We start from the raw sequence: 21,765 nt of genomic DNA, 5'->3' as shown, positions 1-21,765 counted from the left end.
GCTCCGAGGCACAGTCAAGGCTGGCCTCGGGCCAATGTATGTTTCCCCGCACATCGATCAGTCCAGCCGCTGTCCCCGCAGGTCTATATCCTGCGATGGCTATCGCTTGTTCGCTAGCCAGGTCGATAACGCCAAGCCCTTGTCGGCGGCACTTTTGTGATCCAATAAAACTGTTTATTTCTTTATTTTTCAGAAAAGGCCGTCATGTAAGTATATGGAGACACAGCAAATGACTGTTTTCCATTAATAGTTTCTTAAAATCTTATATTAGCGTAACCAAATGGCGACACTAATTGCCGATCTCGATAGCAGCATACTCAGGATCTTTCCCGGCGCCATTCCGCTAAATTACATAACCAACTGATTTTACTATTAATTCACTAATTCGGCATGATTCTGGCTAAAACCCAAACGTAACCGACTGGCGGCTACTCACTTTCCGTTATTGAGTGGCTCTCGCCAACGGAAATGCTTGGTCAAAACGGATGCAGTTCGGGTAAGGATACCCGGCAAGCCCTGCCAGGGAGCAGGCAGACTCGAGAAGGCATTTCGAGGGGCTTGTGTTTCCATGGACCGGCTGAGCGTGATGTTCGATAAGCATTCCTTGCCTCGATGAGGCGACCCCAGTTCCCCTTGTACCTTGGGCCACCCGATGTGGCCCATTTTCTTGTCACCACGTGATGCAACAGCGCTTCCCATTGGCCGAGCGATAGGCGCCCACCGAAACCGGCCCTCAGAAAGATGCAAATAGTGTGGCTTTCGCTTTGGCCCACCTCAAACGGCAATCCCTTGGAGTAGGCTGGCAGTACACAACTTGGGTATAAAAGACGTAGGTGACCAGCCAGGGCCAGACCGGCCTGCTTGAGGAGGAAATGTCATGCAGCTACGTGATTCGGGGGATCGCTACGGCACAGTCAGCCGTGCTCTGCATTGGGGTATGGCGTTGTTGATTGCCTGGCAGTTCGCCACAGCGGGCGCGCGGGTGCTCTTCGAAGACTCACCGCTCGACAGTTTTCTGTGGGCCACGCATAAACCGCTTGGGCTGCTGCTTCTCGTTCTGGTCGCTATTCGTGCCGCCTGGTCGCTCAGCAATGCCGGCCATCGGCCGGCTCCGCTGAGCGCAGCAGCCAAGATCGGCCATTTGGCCATGTATGCGTTAATCGTCGTTATCCCCGTCATCGCCCTGATGCGGCAATACGGCTCCGGGCGTGAGTTTTCTCCCTTCGGCCTGCCTCTCATGCCCGGCTTCGATGGAGAAGCCATCGAATGGATGGAAGCCCCAGCCAGCCTCTTCCATGGTTGGTTGGGCTGGTTATTGCTCGCCCTGATTCTGGGCCACATCCTCATGACGTTGGTTCATCGTCGGCGTCCCGGCGATGAAGACGTGTTGCGCAGGATGATTGGCAAACGATAGAGGCGGTGGCTTTCGTCAAATGAAACCGATCAAGCCTGCCGCCTGGCAGGCTTGATCGTGATGAGCTGATAGTCAGAAGCCTGTTCATTGAACAGGTTGTAGACCGCCGGACCATTGCCGAAGCTACCTGTCAGCCCGGGACATCTCCAACATCGCTGGTCGTTACGCCGGCCGGGGGCATGCCACCTTCACCAAGCGAGCCATCCGTTAACCATCCTGCTGTCGTATATCGTCACAAATGGCCTGGGTCAGCGCCCGGGTTGTTGCAGTGCCGCCCAGGTCCTGAGAATGAACACCGGAACGGGTCAACCGCTCAATGGCCGCCATGAGCCGCTCGGCTGCGGTAGTCTCGCCCAGATGCTCCAGCATCATCACGGCCGTCCAGAAGGCCCCGACTGGGTTGGCGATACCCTGCCCGGCGATATCGAAGGCCGAGCCATGAATGGGCTCGAACATGGAGGGAAAGGTTCGCTCGGGGTTCAGATTGGCGGTGGGCGCGATCCCCAGGCTGCCCGTAAGCGCCGCGGCCAGGTCCGAAATGATGTCAGCATGCAGATTGGTCGCCACGACGGTATCCAGCGTGTCCGGCTTGAGTACCATGCGTGTGGTCACCGCATCGACCAGTTCCCGGTCGGTCTCGACCTCGGGGTAGTCTCTGGCAACCTCGAAGAACACCTCATCCCACAGCACCATGCCGTGTCGCTGGGCATTGGACTTGGTGACCAGGGTCAGCTTCTTGCGCGGGCGACTCTGGGCCATCTCGAAGGCGAAGCGATGGATGCGCTCCACACCCTTTCGCGAGAAGATCGACACTTCGGTGCCGATTTCCTCCGGCAGGCCACGATGAACCCGGCCACCATTGCCGGAATACTCGCCTTCGCTGTTCTCGCGAATGATCACCCAGTCGATCTTGTCTGCGCCCTGCAGCCGGCTATTGACCCCAGGCAACAGCCGGGCCGGACGAACATTGGCGTACTGGTCGAAGCCTTGGCATATCGCCAAGCGCAAGTCCCAGAGCGAGACATGATCCGGAACCTGCTGGCTGCCTACCGCGCCGAAGTAGATGGCATCGAACCGGGCCAACTCGTCCAGTCCGCCTTCGGGAATATAGTGACCGTGCTCCAGGTAATACTCGGAACTCCAAGGGAAGTCGGTGAAGGCGAAGTTTAGCTCTCCGCTTCTATCCGCCAACGCCTGCAAGACTTGCTTGCCCGCTTCGATGACTTCGACGCCGATGCCATCGCCAGGGATCACGGCGATCTTGTGGTGTCGCATGGTAAATATCCTTTACCGTTGGGCCCTGACTCAAAGATGGGCGTGGAAGATTTTCATGAGTTCGGCCTTGTCCTCGAAACCGATACCCGGCATGTCCGGGATGGCGACGAACCCTTCTTCGACCGGTGTGGAGTCGGCAAAACCGCCGAAAGGCGCAAAGACGCGCGGGTAGGATTCGTTGCCGCCCAGTTTGAGGCCGGCTGCGATGTTCAGGGCGAACTGGTGGCCCCCATGGGGAATACACTGACGGGTCGACCAGCCCCGAATACGCAGCTCGTCGAGCATCCGCAAGTATTCGACCAACCCGTAGGACAGTACCGGGTCCATCTGCAGGATGTCGCGATCGGGGCGCATGCCGCCATGACGCAACAGGTTGCGCACGTCCTGATGGGAAAACAGGTTTTCCCCCGTGGCGGTCGGACCGGCATAGTGTTCGCATAGCTGGCGCTGCAGTGCATAGTCGAGAGGATCACCAGCCTCCTCATACCAACGCACCCCATAGGGGGCCAGGCCATCGGCGAACTGCAGCGCAGTCTGCATATCGAAGCGCCCGTTGGCATCCACCGCCAGGCGCGAGGCATCCCCCACCACGTCGAGCGCCGCCTCGACACGCGGCAGGTCCTCTTCCAGCGGCACACCGCCGATCTTCATCTTGGTGGCCACGTAACCCATCGCCAGATAGTCGCGCATCTCTTCCTGAAGGCCACGGATCTCCTTGCCGGGATGGTAATATCCTCCGGCGGCATAGACCGAGACGCGGCGGTCCGCCTCGCCATCGCCGAAGCGTTCGGCCAATAGCTGCGCCAGCGGCTTGTTCTCGACCTTGGCGACGATGTCCCAGATCGCCATGTCGATGACACCCACCGCCACCGAGCGCTCGCCGTGGCCGCCCGGCTTTTCGTTGGCCATTACCGTCGCCCAGACCTTGAACGGATCGAGGTTGCGGCCGCTCTCGTCCAGCAGCGAGGCGGAATCGGCCTCCTGCAGGCGAGGCAGGAAGCGCTCCCGAAGCAGACCGCTCTGGGCATAACGCCCGTTCGAATTGAAGCCGTACCCCACCACCTGCCGCCCATCGACCTTGACGTCGGTGTAGATCGCCAGGATGGAAACATCCATCTTGGCAAAGGAAATGTAGGCATTGGCGATATCGGACGCGATCGAGACCCGCGCCTCCTTGATGTCGGTAATTCGCATGTTTGTTCCTTGTCTTGAGGCATTGTTGTTATTGAACGATCACGACCAGATGCCGGACGGCAACCTGACGTTCAACACCTGGGTGAATGCCAGGTAGAACACTCCGATCAGGACGGCAACAATCGGCACCCACTGGGCGAGACGGCGCGCCGGTACCGGCCCTTCGATGCGCGCCAGGTACCAGACGAGGCCGAAAAAGACGATGACCGTGGCCAGCAGGAAACCCAGCAGGCCGATGGCGTACCACCAGGCGAACAGCACGACCACCATGACGGCCAGGCGGCGCATGCTGCCTTCGATATGCACTTCACGTGCCGCCGGCTTGGTAAAGGCCTTGATTATCAGGGCCAGGGAAATCACCACGGTGATGACCAGAATGGCGCGGGGAAAGATGATGCTCAGTCGTCCCATACCCTCGCGGGGAAACCACAACAGGGCGGCGAACAGCAGGCCGAACAGGCCCGACGCAAGATCGGTATTGAGTCGCAGGGTCATGGCGATTGCTCCTCGTCGCGGTCGACCTTGGCCATGCGCCCACTGCGCTCCAGCCAGCCAGGCAACAAGGTGGTCGCAACACTCAGCACTACCAGGCAGGCCAGGACGATGGACAAGGGGTTGGACACCAGCCGCAGCCAAGGAATCGGGTCCACGACCGCTGCCAGCATGGTCTGCACATAGCCTTTCTCGGCGATGACGCCGAGTATCATGCCCAGCACGATGGGAGCGGCCTGGATGCCGATCAGGCGCAGGAAATACCCCACTGTGCCCAGCAGCAGCATGATGAATACATCGACCATGCTGTTGCGCAGCGCATAGGTTCCCAGAATGGTGACCATGGCGATGCTGGGCAGCAGGAAATAGAACGGCGTCTTGACCACGATGCGGTGAATCAACCGGCCGCCCATCAAGCCGACCGGTAGCAGGAACAGCGCCGCAAAGCCCATCGAGAGGATGAAGCCGTTGGTCAGCACCCCGGTTTGGGTGAACAGATCGAGCCCCGGACGCAAGCCATGCATGAGCAACACCCCGAGAATGATGGCATCCGGTGGCGCCCCCGGAATGCCCAGGGTAAGCAGGGGCACCATGCTGCCGGCCACCATGACGTTATTGCTTGATTCCGAGGCGATCACCCCGTCGACGTTGCCTTTGCCGAACGACGCCGGGTCCTTCGAAAAACGCCGGGCCTCGTTATACGCCACCAGGCTGGTGACGTTACCCCCCGCGCCGGGGATGATGGCGATGATCTGGCCAATGATGCAGGAGCGAATCAGGTTGATGGGCTTGCTGAAGACATGCTTGCCCATCCGCATGACGGCGGAGCCGGCGCCGCCCTGCAGCTTGCCGCTCTCGGGCAGGGCGCCCCGTCCCTGGGCCGCCATCGAGATCAACTCGGGAATCACGAACAGCCCAATCAAGGCCACGATCAGCTCGATCCCACCCTGCAGGGCCGGCATGCCGAAGATGAAGCGGGTTTCGCCACCGATCGGCGAGACCCCGATGGTACTCAACAACATGCCGATACAACCGCCAAGCAACCCCTTGAGTAGCGAACCGCTGGACAGGCTGGCAACCAGGGTCAGGCCCAGCATTGCCACCCAGAACATCTCCGCCGGCCCGAACACCACGGCCATTCGCGCCAGCGGCGGCGCTAACAGCAATAGAAAAGTTACCCCAACGATACCGCCAACGACCGAGGCGATGGTGGCAGCGGCCAGTGCCTCGTAGGCACGTCCTTGGCGAGCCATGGGATAGCCGTCGAAGGTCGTGGCAATCGACGATGGCGTCCCCGGCGTGTTGATCAGGATGGCGGTAAAGGCCCCGCCGTAGATGGCGCCCATATAGACCGCCCCCAGCGCCATCAACCCCTGCAGGGGCGACATCGTGAAGGTGAACGGCAACAGTACCGCCAGGGCCATGGTCGCCGTGAGACCGGGCAGGGCACCGATGAATAGCCCCGCCGTTACCCCGGCCAGAATCGTGACCAGCCCTTCGAGCGTCAGGATCGAAAGCAGCGCTTCGAGAAGCATGTCCATAAGCCAACTCCACTGAATGCATGAGGGGTCGCGTCAGATGACCGGTCAGCACCCGACCCTGCAGCCCGGACGGACCACAGGGTCGCATGACGCGTCACGCTGCGTTACTGGTTGGCTTTGGCTTCTTCGAGAATGGGCTGGTAGGCCGACTTGAGTTGCTGGATGATCTTATCCACCTCCTCGTCGGTGATGTCGGTCATGACGAAGCCGAGCGGCTCCTGTTTTTCAGCGATACGCTGGTTGGTCTGCGCAAATGCCTCTTCCAGCTTATTGACGATCTCGTCGGGGGTATCCTTGGGCACAGCGACACCGCGGTAGGCTCCGCCGACGATGTCATAGCCCAACTCCTTGAAGGTCGGCACGTCCGGCAGGGCCGGCACACGCTCTTCCGAGGCCACGGCCAGCACGCGGGCGTTATCCTGCATCTGTACGCCAAGCATGGAGTAGTTGAAGATGCCCGAGACGTGACCGCCCTGGACCGCCGCCGGTAACGGCCCCGTGCCGGTGAATGGAATGTAGGTCACGTCGATGTCAGCTTCACGCTCCAGGCGCAAGGCACCCAGATGGTTGGCACTGAACGTCCCGCTGCCGCCCAGCGTCACCGCCTGGGGATTCTCCTTGGCATACTGGACCAGATCATCCAGCGACTCGAAGGGACTATCCTTGGGCACGATCAGCGCGTTGGGTGTCGTGTGGAAGAAGGTCACGATCTTCCAGTTGTCAGTTTCGTAGCCGGCATTCTCACGCATGATGGGCTGCGCAATGATATGCGGAATATTTACCCCGATCATTTCATAGCCCGTCGGCTCGGCGTTGTTCTGGAATTCGCTCCAGCCGACGGCGCCACCGCCCCCGGGTCGATGATTCACGTTGACGTCGACTCCCAGAATCTCTTCCAGATGGGGTTCCTGGAAGCGCGCCGTGACATCGGATTCGCCGCCCGGATCGAAAGGAATCGTGTAGGTAATGGGCTGTTCAGGGTACTCGGCAAAGGCGATGCCGGGCATGCCCAAGGCGGCCAGCATAGACAGCGAGCCTACCCAGCGGGTCGTGGCGAGTTTCATTGGCGTACTCCTTGGTATTCTTGTGGTCTGGCGACTTCGTCCGCTCGATTGTTCTTGTCACCGGCATGGTTTGAGCGGACAAAACGATATACGCATTCCCGACAGGACAGCCTGAACACGTACCTCACCTTTTAAAGCTAGCCAACTTGTAAAACCTGTCCACTCAGAGTGTATAGACATTAGTCGGAGCGGCAGGAGTAAGCCTAAAAAATACGGTCTATATACATAGCTATATAATTGATTATGAGTATTTTATTGTTCTATTAAATGTCGGCGAATCAGCAACGAAACTTGTCATACCGGATATCAGACAACAGGCCTGAGTACCGTCGGTTTACCCTTCGAATACTCGACGTCGAGAATTTCCGATGTGCTGACGCATGCGTTGGCACGCGCGTTCAGGATCGCCCTCGCGAATGGCCTGAAGAATTTTAACGTGCTCCTGCTGGACTTCGGGCAAATGCTGCCCGGGGCGACGCAACCCCAGGTTGCGCGCCAGGTTCTGACCGAAATTGATCTGCGGCTTCAGGGACAGCAGCGTATCGGTGAAAAAGCGATTGTTGGTCGCTTCGGCAATGGCCAGATGAAAGCCGAAGTCTGCATCGACACCGAGCTCGCCGGCCTGGATGCATTCCTCGAGACGTTGCAGTGCCCGTTCGATCTCCTTGAGAGAGGAGGGAGAAACGTGCTGTGCTGCCAGGCGTGCCGATTCCCCCTCCAGTGCCGCGCGGAATTCAAAACAGCGCTGCATATCCGCCAGGCTTTCCAGCGGGGCGAAGTCCAGCATGGCGCGATCCGGACGGCACTCGACGTAGCTTCCCGCGCCCCGTTGCGAACGCACCAGCCCATCCTCCCTGAGGCGGGACAGGGCCTCACGGACAATGGGGCGGGAGACCCGGTTCATCTCGGCCAGCTTCGTCTCGGAAGGCAACCGATCACCCTCGCCGTACTCACCCTGAAGAATGCGTTCGACGATGTCGCCATAAACGCGATCGCTGAGCTTGGTGGGGCGCGCCTGCGTCTTCGAGGCGTCGTCAGACTGAGGTAAGGCTGCGGTGTTCGAGCAGGCGTGGTCAGGGCGTGGTTTGCTTGTCATGTAGCGACTCGGCAACGAAAGCACTCTACCAACATAACGCATTTCGCCTTGCTTGAGCGATTGCCGTCGCGCCAGCCTGAAACACCAAAAAGCCCCGAGCTTCTCAGCTGGGGGCAATTTCATAGGACGTATCATTACAGCCAGCAGTACCGTACCGGCTACTCCATCCATGGAATAGTGCTGGAACGGGAACTGCCATGGCGGTATCGGTCTGCTGGCTTACTTGTAATCTAGAATCAGTCCTGGCCGGCCGGCAAGCGAGCCCAAGCATGATTCTCGTCATTGTTTTGAGGGTTGCCACCTTCATGCCCAGGCACATCAATGGAGGAGGCCCCGCTTTCAATCGAGACAAGCCATGCGCGAGGTGAGGTGTCGAAACAGCAACGGACTCGTGGCCGGCGTGGAGGCACTTCGCATAGTGAAATCCGAAGGTGTGGCCAAGATGGCCATACGTACGGAGGAGGCATCCTGAGCGTGAAACATCGTCGTGCCCAAGCTCATGGGTTCATCCCGGCACGCCTGCCCTGCCAACTGGAATCCCGCCGTATCGTCGTGCGGACGCTGGTATGAGGCACACCCCGTAACCATAAGGATCAAAAACGCCGCACCAAGCTGCCTGTTCATTGCCGCCTCCAACGAGACGAAGCTACCTACAGCATAGAACCCCGCTTGATGCAGTGGCGTAACGGCCTCGTTAGTCTTTAGTCCATGGGGATGGTGGCTTGGCGAGCCTTCGCATGCCTCATGCAGAAACTAACCGCCTTGCCCTTGTGCCGAAGGACGAGACAGCCGCTCGGCGACGGTAGGCACGCTCTCCCCAAGCGGCACGATACCCTCATCATCCAGATGGCGCAGGCACATGAGCAGCACGAGCCCGGCATGGCCCATCGAATCGAACTCGGCGCGAAGATCCTCGCGCTGGCTATCGCTTGGTGTCTCCGGCTGGCTTCCGCTCCCGTCCTGAAGGACACGCTGGTAATCAGGCTTCAGCCCGACATAGTTCAAGGACTCGGTCACGGCCTTCCCATACTCGCCGTCCGCCAGCGCAATACACTCCGCTTGTGAACCGGCCAGGGCGATCCGAGCGTCGGTGACAGCAGCTTGGCGATGCATGCTATCGATGTTGGGTTGCTCGGGATTTTCCTTATTGGGAAACCAAGCGAATAACGCAACGGCAAGCCCGACAAGAACCACCAGTACTGCAGCTTTCATAACAGCCTCTCAAGGACACCATCACAATAAGCTAACAGAGGTTCCGAGCCTTTTACGATCCGCCCTGCATCGATTCTTCAGTAACTAGCCATGTTGGCGAGGCATGGCCACTGCATCAGGAAAGACACTGCGAACCCTGGATTGTGGTTTTATCCTGACTAGCGCTTGATTGTCTTGAAAACGGATTTCCCAGATACAAACGTCTGCTGTGGCTGAAGTTCGCTGTCGAGTAGGGCCACATCGGCATCGAAACCAACAGCCAAGCGCCCCTTGCTGGCGTGTAACCCGAGTACCCGGGCCACGTTCGTGGAAATCAGTCCCAAGGCCGTTTCGAGAGGCAGCACACCTTCATGGACGAGACGTTGCCAATCCGCAATCAGGGTAGTGTTCCTGGCTACCTTCATTCCCAGGTACGCACCTTCAGCGTCGAATTCAGGCAAGCTGCCGTTGCAATCGGAGCTCAGGGTGATGCGCGCCGGAGGAACGCCGAGCTCAAGTAACCGGGACACGGCATCAAAGCTGGAAAGGCCGTCACCGGCATCTTCAAAGGCGGTTACGTCCACACTTGCGTTGAACGTTAACGCGTAATCTGCAGCCTCCTCGAGCAACTCACGCCGGCGATTCACATGGGTCGGGATCACCTGGTCGGCGGGAATCTCGGTCTCGGTCAGCAATCTACGCAGCGGCTCCAGCCCCCGCTTTCCATCCCCGATATGGAAATGGCAGATTCCCCGCTTGCCTGCCAGCATGGCGCCGACGCGTGTATCGCTGACGATCCGTTCGATTTCATCCTGGCGTGGCTGGCTCGACCGATGGTCCGAAATGGCGATTTCGCCCAGGCCGATGACCTCGGGGATCCAGGCCAGGTCGCGTTGAATGTCGCCGGTCAACGTGGGAGGCGGTACGCGATACGCGCCGGTATACATGTAGGCACAAATACCTTCGGCACCAAGCCCGCGTACCTTGGCCAGCAGGTCTGCCGGGGAGCGACTGATGCCATCCGTGCCAAGTACACCCACAACCGTACCAATTCCCATCGACGCGATTTCCTGGGCCGAAATTTCCGGACAGCGAGTACCGCAACCACCTTCGCCCCCGCCGCCGGTGACATGGACATGTTGATCGATGAAGGCGGGAACGGCGATAAGATGGCGCGCCTCCTCCACGTGGATAGGCCAGCCCCCGGGAACGTCGAGGTCGCTTCCCAGCGCGATAATCTTCCCCCCCGCCATGAGGATGTCGGTCGCCTCGAGCCGATCGGGTGAAAAAATACCGCCAACGCGCAACAAGGTCATGAGCCCGGGAGTACACGCATTGCGGGGCATCATGATCGGCCACCTGCGTCGCTGTCCGTCGTCGTATCCGGCAGGAACCGGCGGCCACGCAGGCGCTCGGTGGCGTGGTCGATGTCCTCGATCAGCAATACCAGCAGATCGCCTTCCCTGGCCTCATCGAACGCTCTGTCGACCGCGTGGCGTTCTTTCATGATCACCTCGACTCGGCAGGTACCAGGCTCCGACTCCGCGCCAGCGCGCAACAGGTTGACGGTTTCACCGTCGGGGCGGCCACGCGGGTCGGTCTCGCAGAGAAAGACGAAGTCATGCATGCTGGCGAGCTGACCCCCCAGGCTGAACAGGTCCTCGTCGCGGCGATTGCCCGGGGCGCTGGCCACGCAAATGCGCCGGTGCGCGGGGATACGGCTTACGAGCTCGCTCAAGGCTTCGAGCGCCGGCACGTTATGGCCGTAATCGATCAACACTTTCATGTCGCCGGCATCGATCAGATTGGTACGCCCCGGGTTCTGCCCCGGCGAGGGATGGAACGTCTGCAAACCCAACTGGATGTCGGCGATGCTTAGCCCCAGGGCATAAGCGGCGGCGCTGGCGGCCAGGGCATTGGCAATATTGAAACGCGCATGCCCTTCAAACGTAATGGGAGCATCCACGACGGGGATGACTGTGGCTTCGACATGGCCCTGGCGCATCACGATGGCCCCATCATGTACCGTGAAAGCGACCCCATGGTGATGCACATGCTGACGGACAGGTTGGGAGTCGGGGTTCAGGGAAAAGTAAATCACATCCCCTCTGGCCCATTCCCGACTCGCCAGTACGCGGGGATCATCGGCATTGAGCACGGCCGTCCCTTCCTGGCGGACCGCATCGATGACCACGCTCTTGCAACGTGCCAGCTCATCCAGAGTGCGGATGTCGTTTTCCCCCAGATGGTCGCTCGCAATGTTCAGCAGTACGCCAACCTGACACTCATCAAACCCCAACCCGCGCCGCATGATGCCGCCTCGTGCGACCTCGAGCACGGCATACTCGACGGTGGGCTCGCGGAGTACGGTCGCGGCCGCCTGCGGCCCACTGTAATCCCCACGCAGGATGGTGTGGTTGTCGATCTCGATGGCCCCCGTGCAAGCCGTGCCGACGCTGCGTCCCGCCTGGCGGAGCAAGTGCGAGATCAGGCGCACCGTGGTGGTTTTTCCGTTGGTCCCGGTCACCGCAACGATGGGTATCCGTCCGGTGTCCTCGCTATCGGGGAAAAGCATCTCTATCACGTGTTGGCCGACATCGCGGCCCGTGCCATGGGTCGGTGAAAGATGCATGCGAAACCCCGGTCCGGCGTTGACTTCGACCACCGCGGCAGACTGCTCTTCCAAGGGGCGCGTCAGGGTCTCGGCGAGCAGGTCGATGCCAATGATATCGAGTCCGACCAGGCGAGCGATGCGCTCCGCCGTGTACTTCACATCAGGGTGGACATCATCGGTGACATCCGTCGCCGTGCCCCCGGTGCTGAGGTTTGCCGTGGGCTTCAGGTAGACGATCTCATCCTTGGGGATGACGCTCTCGAGGGTCAGCTTCTGCTGAGCGATCAGTCGATGCGACTGCTCGTCCACCTGTATCTGTGTCAGCAGGTTTTCATGGCCGATTCCGCGACGCGGGTCCTGGTTCTCCCTGTCGATCAGTGCCTGCAGCGTCGACTGTCCATCGCCGACCACATGCGCCGGGCGCCGCCGGGCGGCGGCCACAAGCTTGCCATCGATCACCAGCAGTCGATGGTCCTCTCCCTTGACGTACCTCTCGACGATGACCGAGGAATTCCGGCGGGATGCGATAGCGAACGCTTCCTGCAGAGCCTGTTCGTCGTGTATATCCGTGCTGACGCCCCGGCCGTGGTTCCCGATCAGCGGTTTTACGACGACGGGATAGCCGATATCGAGGGCGGCCTCGAGCGCTTCATCGATCGAGTGGCAAACGCACCCACGCGGCACGGGAATACCGGCTTCGCCGAGCACTTGCTTGGTCCAGTGCTTGTCGTCGGCGATACCGTAGCTGATCAGGTTCGTGCGGCCGGTCACCGTCGCCTGGATCCGCTGCTGACGACAACCATGGCCCAACTGAACATAACTGCTGTTCTCGTCAAGGCGAGCACAGGGAATCCCGCGGCGCATGGCGGCATCCACGATGGACGCGGTAGACGGCCCCAGCATATGCGCGTCGCGGACGTGCTTGAGGCGAGTGATGACTGATGAGATATCAATATCGTCGCCGTTGAAGAGCCGGGCGACGATATCGACGGCTTCCACTCCGGCCGCCAGGCCGCAGGCCTCGTCCCGGTAGCGATAGACGACGTTATAGATGCCGGTGTCGTAGGAGTCGACCGTCTTGCCGTAACCCACCGAGAAGCCGATCAGGTTCTGCAATTCGATCGCGACATGCTCTACCACATGTCCGGCCCAGGTGCCCCGCTCGAGACGCTCCAGAAACCCACCTGCCCGCCCTACCGAACAGCGATGTTCGTACAGGGTGGGTAGAAGCTCGGTGACGCGTTCGACGATGCCGGGAATGGTATCGCTCGGCCGATCCTCAAGCTCACCGATGTCCAGGCGCATGAAGATGGCCGGATAGCGGCTGTAGTAATTAGGGCCGCGTAGCGCCCGATGCTCGAGGATATTCATCGTACGTGTTTCTCCGCCAGGATGGCGTTGAGCTCGTCGGCAACGAGATAGCGCCGCGCATCGATGTCGTACCCATGGCCACTGACCATGGCATGCAGGATCATGTTCTCGATGGCAACCGGCTCGCCCATGGCCAGCTCCGCAATATTGGAACTCGCCAGATCCCGGCTATCGATGATGATGACGTGCCCAGGCCCGATGGTTTCCAGGATGCGGCTAGGATGGATGATGACCGCCGCATCCTCGCCGAGGCCGACGCCCAGCTGCTCGGGGTTGCTGGCGCCCACTTCCATGAGCCGAGTGAATCGACCGCGCTCGAGAAAATGACTGTCGATGATCATCCCGCGGACGAAGCCCAGACCGAAGGTCATGTTGACCGCGCCCTTGCGCAAGGCGTCTGCCGCCGCACCGTTGTAGATCATGGTGCTAGGCATGGCTGCAGCCCCCGCACTGGTCCCCGCCACGACGGCACCCGCCCTCAAACGCTCACGAATGGCCCGGAGTGTGGCTGAACCGCCAAAGATATTGGTCAGGCGAAGCTGATCCCCTCCAGTAAAGAAAATCACGCCACTTCGCTGGATCAACCGGACGTTGTCGGCATCGGCGGCTTGCTTGCGATCCTGGATGTCCAGGGCGTGGACCTGGCTTGCACCCAGGCGAGAGAAGGCCGTCTCGTAGGTAGGCAAGAGCTGTTCAGGAATGCTGCTGGCCGTGGTGATGATGGCCACTTCGTCACTGTCTTCGGGAGCAAGCTCGAAAACCCGTCGAAGAATGGCGAGTTCGGAGGTCTTGTCCTCGGCACCGCCGATGGCCACGATATGACCGGAAACGGTGGGGGGGTGTGAAGCCATATCCCATTCGCCGCCCAGCGACGCTTTTGAGGAACGCTGAATCATTACCGATACCGGTAATGTCGTGTCGCCTGATGCTTAACCCGTGTCTTCACTTATAACAGCCGGATACCACCCTAGCCAGATTAATAACGAACCCCGGGCCTGACTAACCCCCTCCTGAAGAGCAATGAAAATTCCTGCTTTCTCGCGTAGTGCCCCAGCGCAGCAACGATAAACCGCTATGCTTCGATAATTGGCCGTTCCCATGCCTGGCTTGAATGCCAAGGCGGACAAGTGTCTTTCCCTGCCTGCGATCTGCTGCACCTCAGCGGCGGGAACTGCGACAGCCGAGCTTGCGCCAGGAGGCGATCATGAGCGTTCGGAACGTGTTTGTTGTCGGGCTGGATGAACACAATCGTAAACGGCTAGAGCATTTACGTGGAGCTGAGAATTACCAGTTCCATGGCGTGATCGAGCCAACGGAAGTCTATGATACGGAAATCTTTCCTATCGAAGACATGTTGGCCCGAGCCGAAACCCAGTTGAAAGAATTTAGTGAGCCTATCGATGCCATCGTTGGCTACATGGATTTTCCCGTCTCGACCATGTTGCCGCTGCTTTGCGAGCGATTTGGCACACGCTCTACCAGTCTGGAAAGCTTGCTCAAATGCGAGCACAAGTATTGGAGTCGGCTCGTCCAACGCGAGGTGATCGCCGAGTATATTCCGCGTTTTACCGCCTTCGATCCCTTCGATGTCCAGGCACTGCAGCATATCGGCGAAGCTGGTCTGTATTTCCCCTTCTTCGTCAAACCCATCAAGTCATCAGGCTCGCGACTGGGTTTCCGCATCGAGAGCCCCGAGGACTTTTCCTATGCCGTAGCGCGCTTATGCGAAGGCATAGGGACGATTTCGGAGCCGTTCAATTACGTGCTGGAGCACGCCAATCTGCCAGACGGCGTACGCTCGGTCGATGGTGGCCACTGTATGGCGGAGGAGATTATCGGTGGCTGGCAATGTACGGTCGAAGGCTACGTGTTCCAAGGCGACGTCGTTCCTTATGGCATCGTCGATTCGATTCGCTATCCGCAAGTCTTGAGCTTCTTCTCTTATCGCTATCCGTCCCGCCTGCCCTCTTCCATTCAGACAAGGATGCAAGAGCTAACTCGCCAAGTCATGGCCCATATCGGGTACGACAATGCCGCCTTCAATATCGAATACTTCTGGGACGAAGTGCAAGACCGTATCTGGTTATTGGAAATCAATACTCGTATCGCACAGTCGCATTGCGACCTGTTCGAAAAGGTCGATGGGGTCAGCCATCAGCAAGTGACCGTGGACCTGGCTCTGGGACAGTTGCCAGACATGCCTTACCGCCAAGGGGCATTCAAGGTCGCAGCGAAATTCTTCTATCGGGTGTTCTTCGTCGATGCCACCGTCAGCAAAGTGCCGAGTATCGAGGAGATCGAGACACTGCAGCGAGCGTTCCCCGGCACCTTTATCGCGGTACAGGTCGACGTGGGCACGCGCTTGTCATCCCTGCCTGAGCAGGACAGCTACAGCTTCGCCCTGGCCTACGTGTGGATGGGCGCAGACGATGACGTTGCACTGGAAGAGAACTACGCAAGACTCGCCGAGCAGCTACATTTCGAGTTCGATGACATCGTAGGCTGAGCGTTCTCGCCACGGGCACGAAACGTGAGACATCCGGTTACGGTAAAGGGAGCAGGGTCATGCATATCGTCAGCGATTTTCCCCGCGACGTTCAGGAGGAAGAAGGCTGGATCACGCTGGCCGATGGTTGCCGGCTGGGCATGCGTATCTGGCGCCCGGTGGATGCCGAGAGCGATCCGGTGCCGGCGATTCTCGAGTACCTGCCTTATCGCAAGCGAGACCTGACGGCAATGCGCGATGCTCAGACGCACGCTTACTGGGCCGGTCATGGCTACGCCGGAGTCCGTGTAGATATCCGCGGCAGCGGCGAGTCGGACGGCGTGCTGACTGATGAATATCTGCAGCAGGAACTGGACGATGGCGTCGAAATCCTGCGCTGGCTAGGTGAGCAACCCTGGTGCACCGGCGATGTCGGCATGGTCGGTATTTCCTGGGGCGGGTTCAACGGCCTGCAGATCGCGGCCCTGCAGCCGCCCGAGCTGAAAGCCGTCATCACGCTGTGTTCGACCGATGATCGCTACGCCGATGATATCCACCACATGGGCGGCTGCCTGCTCGGCGACAACCTGTCATGGGCCTCGACCATGTTCGATGCCAATACCTGCCCACCCGACCCGTTACTGGTCGGCGAGCGCTGGCGGGACATGTGGCGGGAGCGCCTTGAGGATAGCGGCCTCTGGCTGGCTACCTGGCTCCAGCATCAGCGGCGCGACGACTACTGGAAGCATGGCTCGGTCTGCGAGGATTTCTCACGCATTCACTGCCCCGTCTATGCCATCAGCGGTTGGGCTGACGGTTACTGCAATGCCGTGTTCCGGTTGCTCGCGGGGCTCGACGTGCCACGCAAGGGCCTGGTTGGCCCGTGGGCGCACAAGTACCCCCACCTTGGCGTTCCAGGCCCGGCCATCGGCTTTTTACAGGAGTCGCTGCGCTGGTGGGATCATTGGTTGAAGGGCAAGGAAACGAGCATCATGGACGAGCCGATGCTGCGCGTATGGATGCAGGAATCGGTTCCACCGTCGGCCCGCTATGAATTTCGACCGGGGCGCTGGGTTGCCGAACCGAGCTGGCCTTCACCGCGGATCGAGCCGAAGCATTTCCGTCTCACCAGCGGGCATGACCTCGTGCCTGCCCCGCAGGATCCTGCGACTGCCGTAACGGGCGACGATACTCCCCTCTCTGTGCGCTCGCCGCTGTCGGTAGGGTTATATGCCGGCAAGTGGTGTTCCTACAATGCCCCGCCGGATCTGCCTCACGATCAACGCGACGAGGATGGCGGTGCGCTGATATTCCAGACGGCACGACTCGATCACGACATCGAAATTTGCGGACAACCCGTGGTCGAGCTCGACATCGAGGCCGACCAACCGGTAGCCATGGTGGCGCTACGGCTCAGCGACATTGCGGAAGACGACAAGGCGACCCGGATATCCTATGGCCTGCTCAACCTGACTCACCGTGACAGTGACGAATTTCCCCAGCCACTGGAACCCGGCAAGCGTTATCGCGTGCGTGTACCGCTTAAACACATCGCGCAGAAGTTTCCGGTGGGTAACGCCATCCGGCTCTCGCTCTCGACCAGTTACTGGCCGCTGGCCTGGCCATCGCCGGTTCCCGTCAAGCTGACAGTACACCCTGCCGGCTGCCGGCTGATCCTGCCATGCCGCGAGCCCCGGCCCCAGGAAGAAGCGGCCCTGCCCCACTTCGGCCCGCCGGAGGGCGCGCCGCCGCTAGCGGTGACCCTGATACAGCCAAGCCAAGAAGCATGGCGGGTGATACGAGACCTGGCCAAGGATCAGACCACACTCGAAGTCATCAATGACGAGGGCACCTTCCGTCTCGATGATATCGATCTCCAACTCTCGTCACGTGTTGTCGAGCGCTATACCTATGCCTACGGCAACTACGACAGCCTGAGCGGCTGGACCGAATGGGAGCGCAGTTTCCGACGTGGCGACTGGGAAGTACGAAGTGTGACCCGTACATTGATGACGTCCAATGCAGAAAGCTTTCGCTTGCGGGCGACACTGGATGCCTACGAAGGCGATAGCCGGGTCTTTGCCAAGAGTTGGGACGAGGAAATCCCGCGCGACCTCGTCTGAAAACGGCCCTCGCCTCAAGGAAGGCAAGGGCCGCGGGTGAACGGACCGGATTAGCCTTGCAATGCCTGCAGCACCGCCCGGCAAGATGCGCTCTCGCGCTCGGCGTAGAGCGTCAGCTCATCAAGGACCTTGCCTTCCAGGGAGGCCTCGAAGGCGTCCCGGTTCGCGTTGCCGGCATAGGCCTCGTTGTTATCGCCGCCGAGGTTCGATTGGAAGATGCCTGCCGCACTGATCGGGAGAAAGTCCTCGTAGGTAATCGGCCGGGCCTCTACGAGGCCCTGCTCGATCAATGCTTCGAGATTCGTATCGCTCACCTTGCCTGAGTTGCGGCCTGCCTCGGTCAATCGGTATTCGAAGAATGCCAGCTTTTGGCGGCGCAGCTCCGCTTCCGTATCGGGAAAGTCGGTAAAGATCTCGGTCAGGACGCGCTGGTGTTCGGTATTGTCCAGCCCCGCCGTTTGTCGGCGCGACTCGCCGAGCAGCCGATCATAGAGTTCACGGCCTTTCGCGGTCAGTGCCACACCGCGCTGTTCAATCTCGCCGAAGCGAGCCGTGTGGGTGCCCTGGCGTTCGCCGACGAAGCGGGTCGATTCTTCCAGCGCCTTGAAACTGGTCTGGCGCAGCAGGATCGGGCAGTCACGACGCGGCGGCCCCTCGATGACCTCCTTGGGATTCATTCCCGCCTGCGGCATGCGCCGCTGAACCTCATCGATATCCAGGGTGCGCGGTGTCAGGTGATTGATGTGCGGCCCCCGGAAGCAGACCACATCCGCTATCAGTCGGTGCTCGGCGTGTAGCGCCTCGTAGGTGTCCAGGTCCACCGTGGCATCCTGGTGCCAACGGAAGGTTTCCAGCGCCTCGCTCACGAAGCGATCGGCCTCTTCATCGGTGAGCCCGCCCTGCGATTCATGACAAGAAATCAGCTCACGCGCTCCGGGGGTAAAGATGTCGCGCTCGGCCAGGATCGTCGCGGCTCGCTCACGCAGGGTGTCGCTCTCGATCAGCTCGAGACGCAGCAGGGACGTAAACACCCGGAAGGGGTTGTAGGCCAGGGCGTCATCATTAATAGGACGAAAGGCCGTCGAGTGTACGGGCACACCGGCTTCCGACAGGTCGTAATATCCGACCGGGACCATGCCCATCACGGCAAAGAGCCGACGCAGCGTTGCCAGTTCCGAGGCGGTACCCACGCGAATGGCACCATGGCGCTCGACCCCCAGGCGGTTCAGTTCATCATGGGTCGCCAGACGCTCGGCCAATGCCGAGTCACGCTCAAGCGTTTCTTTATTGACCTGATCGACCAGCTCGAGCAGGGTTTCGTATTGGGGCACCTCGGCTTGGTACATGGCCGACATGGCCTTGGAAAAGCGATCGCGGATCTCGTTCGGGGAAACGAATGCCTGGCGACTCATGGATTATGCCTCCCTGGTTTCTTGTTCATGGTTTCAGGGCCTGGCTACGCCTGGAGTAGCTGAGCCAGTTCCTCGAGATAAGTATTCAATACCCGATTGGGTGGCCCTCCCTTGCGAGTGATGACGCTATACCGGGTGACATACTGGCAAGCTCGGGGGTTCAGTGCGCGCATGCGGCCATCGCGTATCCAGCCCTGAGCATAGTGGGTCGGCAGGTAGCCGATGTAGCGCCCGGAGAGGATCAGGAAAGCCACGCCTTCCCGGTCCGTCGCCGAGGCAGCTGCCTTCAGCGGTTCATGCTTTGATCGGATCTCGGGGGACTGGGCATATGCGGGTATTACGGCATCCCAGCGCCCCAGGCAGTTCTGGTCTACCTTCTCGGCCTCGAACAGGGGATGATTCGAAGCACAATAAAGCTGCGAGGTTTCTTCGTATAGCGACCGGTAATGCAAACCGGCCAACGTCTCCAGGGCCGGCACGACACCGGTATGCAGGCGCCCATCCATGACGGCCAGCTCGATATCGCGGGGCGGCATCATGCGGATGTTGATACGCACCTCAGGGCCTCGCTCCTTGAGCGCGCTGAGGGCATGAGTGATGTGCATTTCCGGCATGGTAACCAGATTGTCGGTAATGCCAATGTTGAGCTCGCCCTTGAGACATTCATGCAGGCTGTTGACCCGCGTACGAAAGCCCTCGATTGCCGCCAGGAGCTGCAGCGAGGACTCATAGACCTCCTTGCCTTCGTCGGTCAGGGCGAAACCGCTTCGGCCTCGCTGGCACAGCCGCAGGGAGAGCCGCGCCTCCAACGTGTTAATAGCCATACTGATGGCGGCACGACTGATGTTCAGGTCGACTTCCGCCGCCGAGAAGCCGCCACACTCCACTACCTTCTTATAGATTCTGAGCAAGCGCAGGTCCGCATCGCTGAGCTGACCCGACAACGTCTCCTTACGGGGCGGCATGGCCGGCCTCTCCTCATATGCCGTAACATTTCGAGACTAGGGCCTGCCGTGCAAAAAGTTAAGTTTTTGCTTACCTGAAATTAATCATCCATGGATTTAACGTCGTGAAAGTCACGCCTAGCATGCTGAAAGAACCTCTTACAACGAGAAATCAACGAGGGCGACATCATGTCAGAGTCAATGTCTCATCACGCCGCAGGTTTGACCCCAGACCAATTGGACGCCTACTGGATGCCCTATACGGGTAACCGTCAATTCAAACGTGATCCACGGATCATTGTCGGTGCCGAAGGTAGCTATTTTACTGATGCTGATGGACGTCACATCTATGATGGCCTGTCCGGGCTGTGGACCTGTGGTGCCGGGCATGGCCGCCCCGAGATTGCCGAGGCCGTTGCGCAGCAGCTCCGGCAACTGGACTATGCGCCGGCATTCCAATACGGCCATCCCAAGGCCTTCGAACTGGCTCACCGTATACGCGGGCTGACTCCGCAAGGGCTGGATTACGTCTTCTTCACGGGCTCAGGCTCCGAGAGTGCCGATACCTCGCTCAAGATTGCTCGCGCTTACTGGCGAAAGAAGGGCAAGCCCACCAAGACCAAGCTCCTCGGCCGGGCCAAGGGCTATCACGGCGTCAATTTCGGTGGCTTCAGTCTGGGCGGTATCGGGGCTAACCGCACCCTCTTCGGCCAAGGAGTCGATGCGGATCATCTGCCCCACACTCTGCTGAAGGAAAATGCCTTCACGAGGGGCATGCCCGAGCGGGGCGTCGAGCGTGCCGAGGAGCTTCTGGAGCTGATCGCGCTACATGATGCCTCCAACATTGCCGCCGTAATCGTCGAGCCCATGGCCGGCTCGGCCGGGGTGCTCCCGCCGCCCAAGGGATACTTGCAGCGCCTGCGCGAGATCTGCGACCAGCACGACATCCTGCTGATCTTCGATGAAGTCATTACTGGCTTCGGCCGTATGGGATCCATGACAGGCGCCGAGGAGTTTGGCGTGGTGCCGGACATCATGAACGTCGCCAAGCAGCTGACCAATGGTGCCGTGCCCATGGGTGGGGTTATCGTGCAACGAGACATCTATCAGACCTTCATGGAACAAGGGGGAGCCGACTATATGCTGGAGCTTCCCCATGGCTATACCTATTCGGGGCACCCGGTGGCCTGTGCCGCGGCACTTGCCGCGCTGGACGTGCTGGAGAATGATCGCCTGGTCGATCGCGTCAAGGAGGTGAGCCCTGTTTTCGAGGATGCGCTACATAGCCTCAAGGGCACCCGCTATATCAGCGATATCCGCAACTACGGCCTTGCCGGCGCCCTGCAGATCGAGAGCTACCCTGGCGAGCCGGCCCGCCGGCCGTACGAAATTGCCATGAAGTGCTGGGAAAAGGGTTTCTACGTTCGCTACGGTGGCGACACCATCCAGCTCGGCCTGCCTTTCATTGTCGAGCGCGAGGAGATCGACCGGCTCATCAATGCGCTTGGCGACGCCATCACCGAACTCGACTGACCATTTCTAAACAACG

Annotated in this window: 16 protein-coding genes; 4 read left to right on the top strand and 12 right to left on the bottom strand. The window is 59.9% G+C overall.

Annotated features, from left to right (window positions below; translation table 11 throughout):
- Positions 1–877: 877 nt before the first annotated feature.
- Complete coding sequence (locus F568_RS0112025) at positions 878–1,414, top strand: cytochrome b (protein ID WP_019018980.1); 537 nt, start codon at positions 878–880, stop codon at positions 1,412–1,414.
- 207 nt (positions 1,415–1,621) lie between these two features.
- Here F568_RS0112025 and F568_RS0112020 read toward each other — a convergent pair whose 3' ends face one another.
- From F568_RS0112020 to F568_RS0111970, 10 genes are all read right to left on the bottom strand, one after another.
- Entirely contained in the window at positions 1,622–2,689 is a 1,068-nt protein-coding gene (locus F568_RS0112020; RefSeq protein ID WP_019018979.1) for a tartrate dehydrogenase, read from the bottom strand.
- Between the two features lie 30 nt (positions 2,690–2,719).
- Positions 2,720–3,883: a mandelate racemase/muconate lactonizing enzyme family protein gene (locus tag F568_RS0112015; RefSeq protein WP_019018978.1), complete on the bottom strand. Its 1,164-nt coding sequence runs from the start codon at positions 3,881–3,883 to the stop codon at positions 2,720–2,722.
- 39 nt (positions 3,884–3,922) lie between these two features.
- Positions 3,923–4,378, bottom strand: a complete 456-nt coding sequence (locus tag F568_RS0112010; protein ID WP_019018977.1) for a tripartite tricarboxylate transporter TctB family protein — start codon at positions 4,376–4,378, stop codon at positions 3,923–3,925.
- Positions 4,375–5,916, bottom strand: a complete 1,542-nt coding sequence (locus F568_RS22845) for a tripartite tricarboxylate transporter permease (RefSeq protein WP_019018976.1) — start codon at positions 5,914–5,916, stop codon at positions 4,375–4,377. Before F568_RS22845 ends, F568_RS0112010 begins: the two co-directional genes overlap by 4 nt.
- A gap of 104 nt (positions 5,917–6,020) precedes the next feature.
- The gene (locus F568_RS0112000; RefSeq protein ID WP_019018975.1) at positions 6,021–6,980 is read right to left on the bottom strand and encodes a Bug family tripartite tricarboxylate transporter substrate binding protein; all 960 of its coding nucleotides are present in this window, start codon (positions 6,978–6,980) and stop codon (positions 6,021–6,023) included.
- A 334-nt stretch (positions 6,981–7,314) separates the two neighbouring features.
- A complete protein-coding gene (locus F568_RS22840; protein WP_156817432.1) occupies positions 7,315–8,076 on the bottom strand; it encodes a FadR/GntR family transcriptional regulator in 762 nt (253 codons plus the stop codon).
- Positions 8,077–8,829: 753 nt separating this feature from the next.
- Complete coding sequence (locus F568_RS0111985; RefSeq protein ID WP_019018972.1) at positions 8,830–9,288, bottom strand: hypothetical protein; 459 nt, start codon at positions 9,286–9,288, stop codon at positions 8,830–8,832.
- Between the two features lie 158 nt (positions 9,289–9,446).
- Positions 9,447–10,616 carry a beta-aspartyl-peptidase gene (gene iadA, locus F568_RS0111980; protein ID WP_019018971.1) on the bottom strand — a complete coding sequence of 390 codons (1,170 nt, stop codon included), beginning with the start codon at positions 10,614–10,616 and terminating at the stop codon, positions 9,447–9,449.
- A complete protein-coding gene (cphA, locus tag F568_RS0111975; protein WP_019018970.1) occupies positions 10,613–13,252 on the bottom strand; it encodes a cyanophycin synthetase in 2,640 nt (879 codons plus the stop codon). The genes iadA and cphA overlap by 4 nt, the downstream gene beginning before the upstream one ends.
- A complete protein-coding gene (locus F568_RS0111970) occupies positions 13,249–14,103 on the bottom strand; it encodes a cyanophycinase (protein ID WP_040476278.1) in 855 nt (284 codons plus the stop codon). The genes cphA and F568_RS0111970 overlap by 4 nt, the downstream gene beginning before the upstream one ends.
- A 353-nt stretch (positions 14,104–14,456) precedes the next feature.
- Between F568_RS0111970 and F568_RS0111965 the strand changes: the two genes are divergently transcribed.
- Positions 14,457–15,758, top strand: a complete 1,302-nt coding sequence (locus tag F568_RS0111965; RefSeq protein ID WP_019018968.1) for an ATP-grasp domain-containing protein — start codon at positions 14,457–14,459, stop codon at positions 15,756–15,758.
- A gap of 59 nt (positions 15,759–15,817) precedes the next feature.
- Entirely contained in the window at positions 15,818–17,860 is a 2,043-nt protein-coding gene (locus tag F568_RS0111960; protein WP_019018967.1) for a CocE/NonD family hydrolase, read from the top strand.
- 50 nt (positions 17,861–17,910) lie between these two features.
- On the opposite strand, the gene hglS is transcribed toward F568_RS0111960, so the two are convergent.
- The gene (gene hglS, locus F568_RS0111955; RefSeq protein ID WP_019018966.1) at positions 17,911–19,272 is read right to left on the bottom strand and encodes a 2-oxoadipate dioxygenase/decarboxylase HglS; all 1,362 of its coding nucleotides are present in this window, start codon (positions 19,270–19,272) and stop codon (positions 17,911–17,913) included.
- Between the two features lie 44 nt (positions 19,273–19,316).
- On the bottom strand, positions 19,317–20,237 hold the full coding sequence (locus F568_RS0111950) for a LysR family transcriptional regulator (RefSeq protein ID WP_019018965.1): 921 nt from the start codon (positions 20,235–20,237) through the stop codon (positions 19,317–19,319).
- Between the two features lie 168 nt (positions 20,238–20,405).
- Between F568_RS0111950 and aptA the strand changes: the two genes are divergently transcribed.
- Positions 20,406–21,749 carry an omega-aminotransferase AptA gene (gene aptA, locus F568_RS0111945; protein ID WP_026300509.1) on the top strand — a complete coding sequence of 448 codons (1,344 nt, stop codon included), beginning with the start codon at positions 20,406–20,408 and terminating at the stop codon, positions 21,747–21,749.
- Positions 21,750–21,765 lie beyond the last annotated feature (16 nt).

The organism is Modicisalibacter luteus DSM 23508 (assembly GCF_000378505.1).
Classification (GTDB): Bacteria; Pseudomonadota; Gammaproteobacteria; order Pseudomonadales; family Halomonadaceae; genus Modicisalibacter; species Modicisalibacter luteus.
Note: the sequence above shows the minus strand (reverse complement) of the source record. Positions and strands in the feature narration are given on the sequence as shown.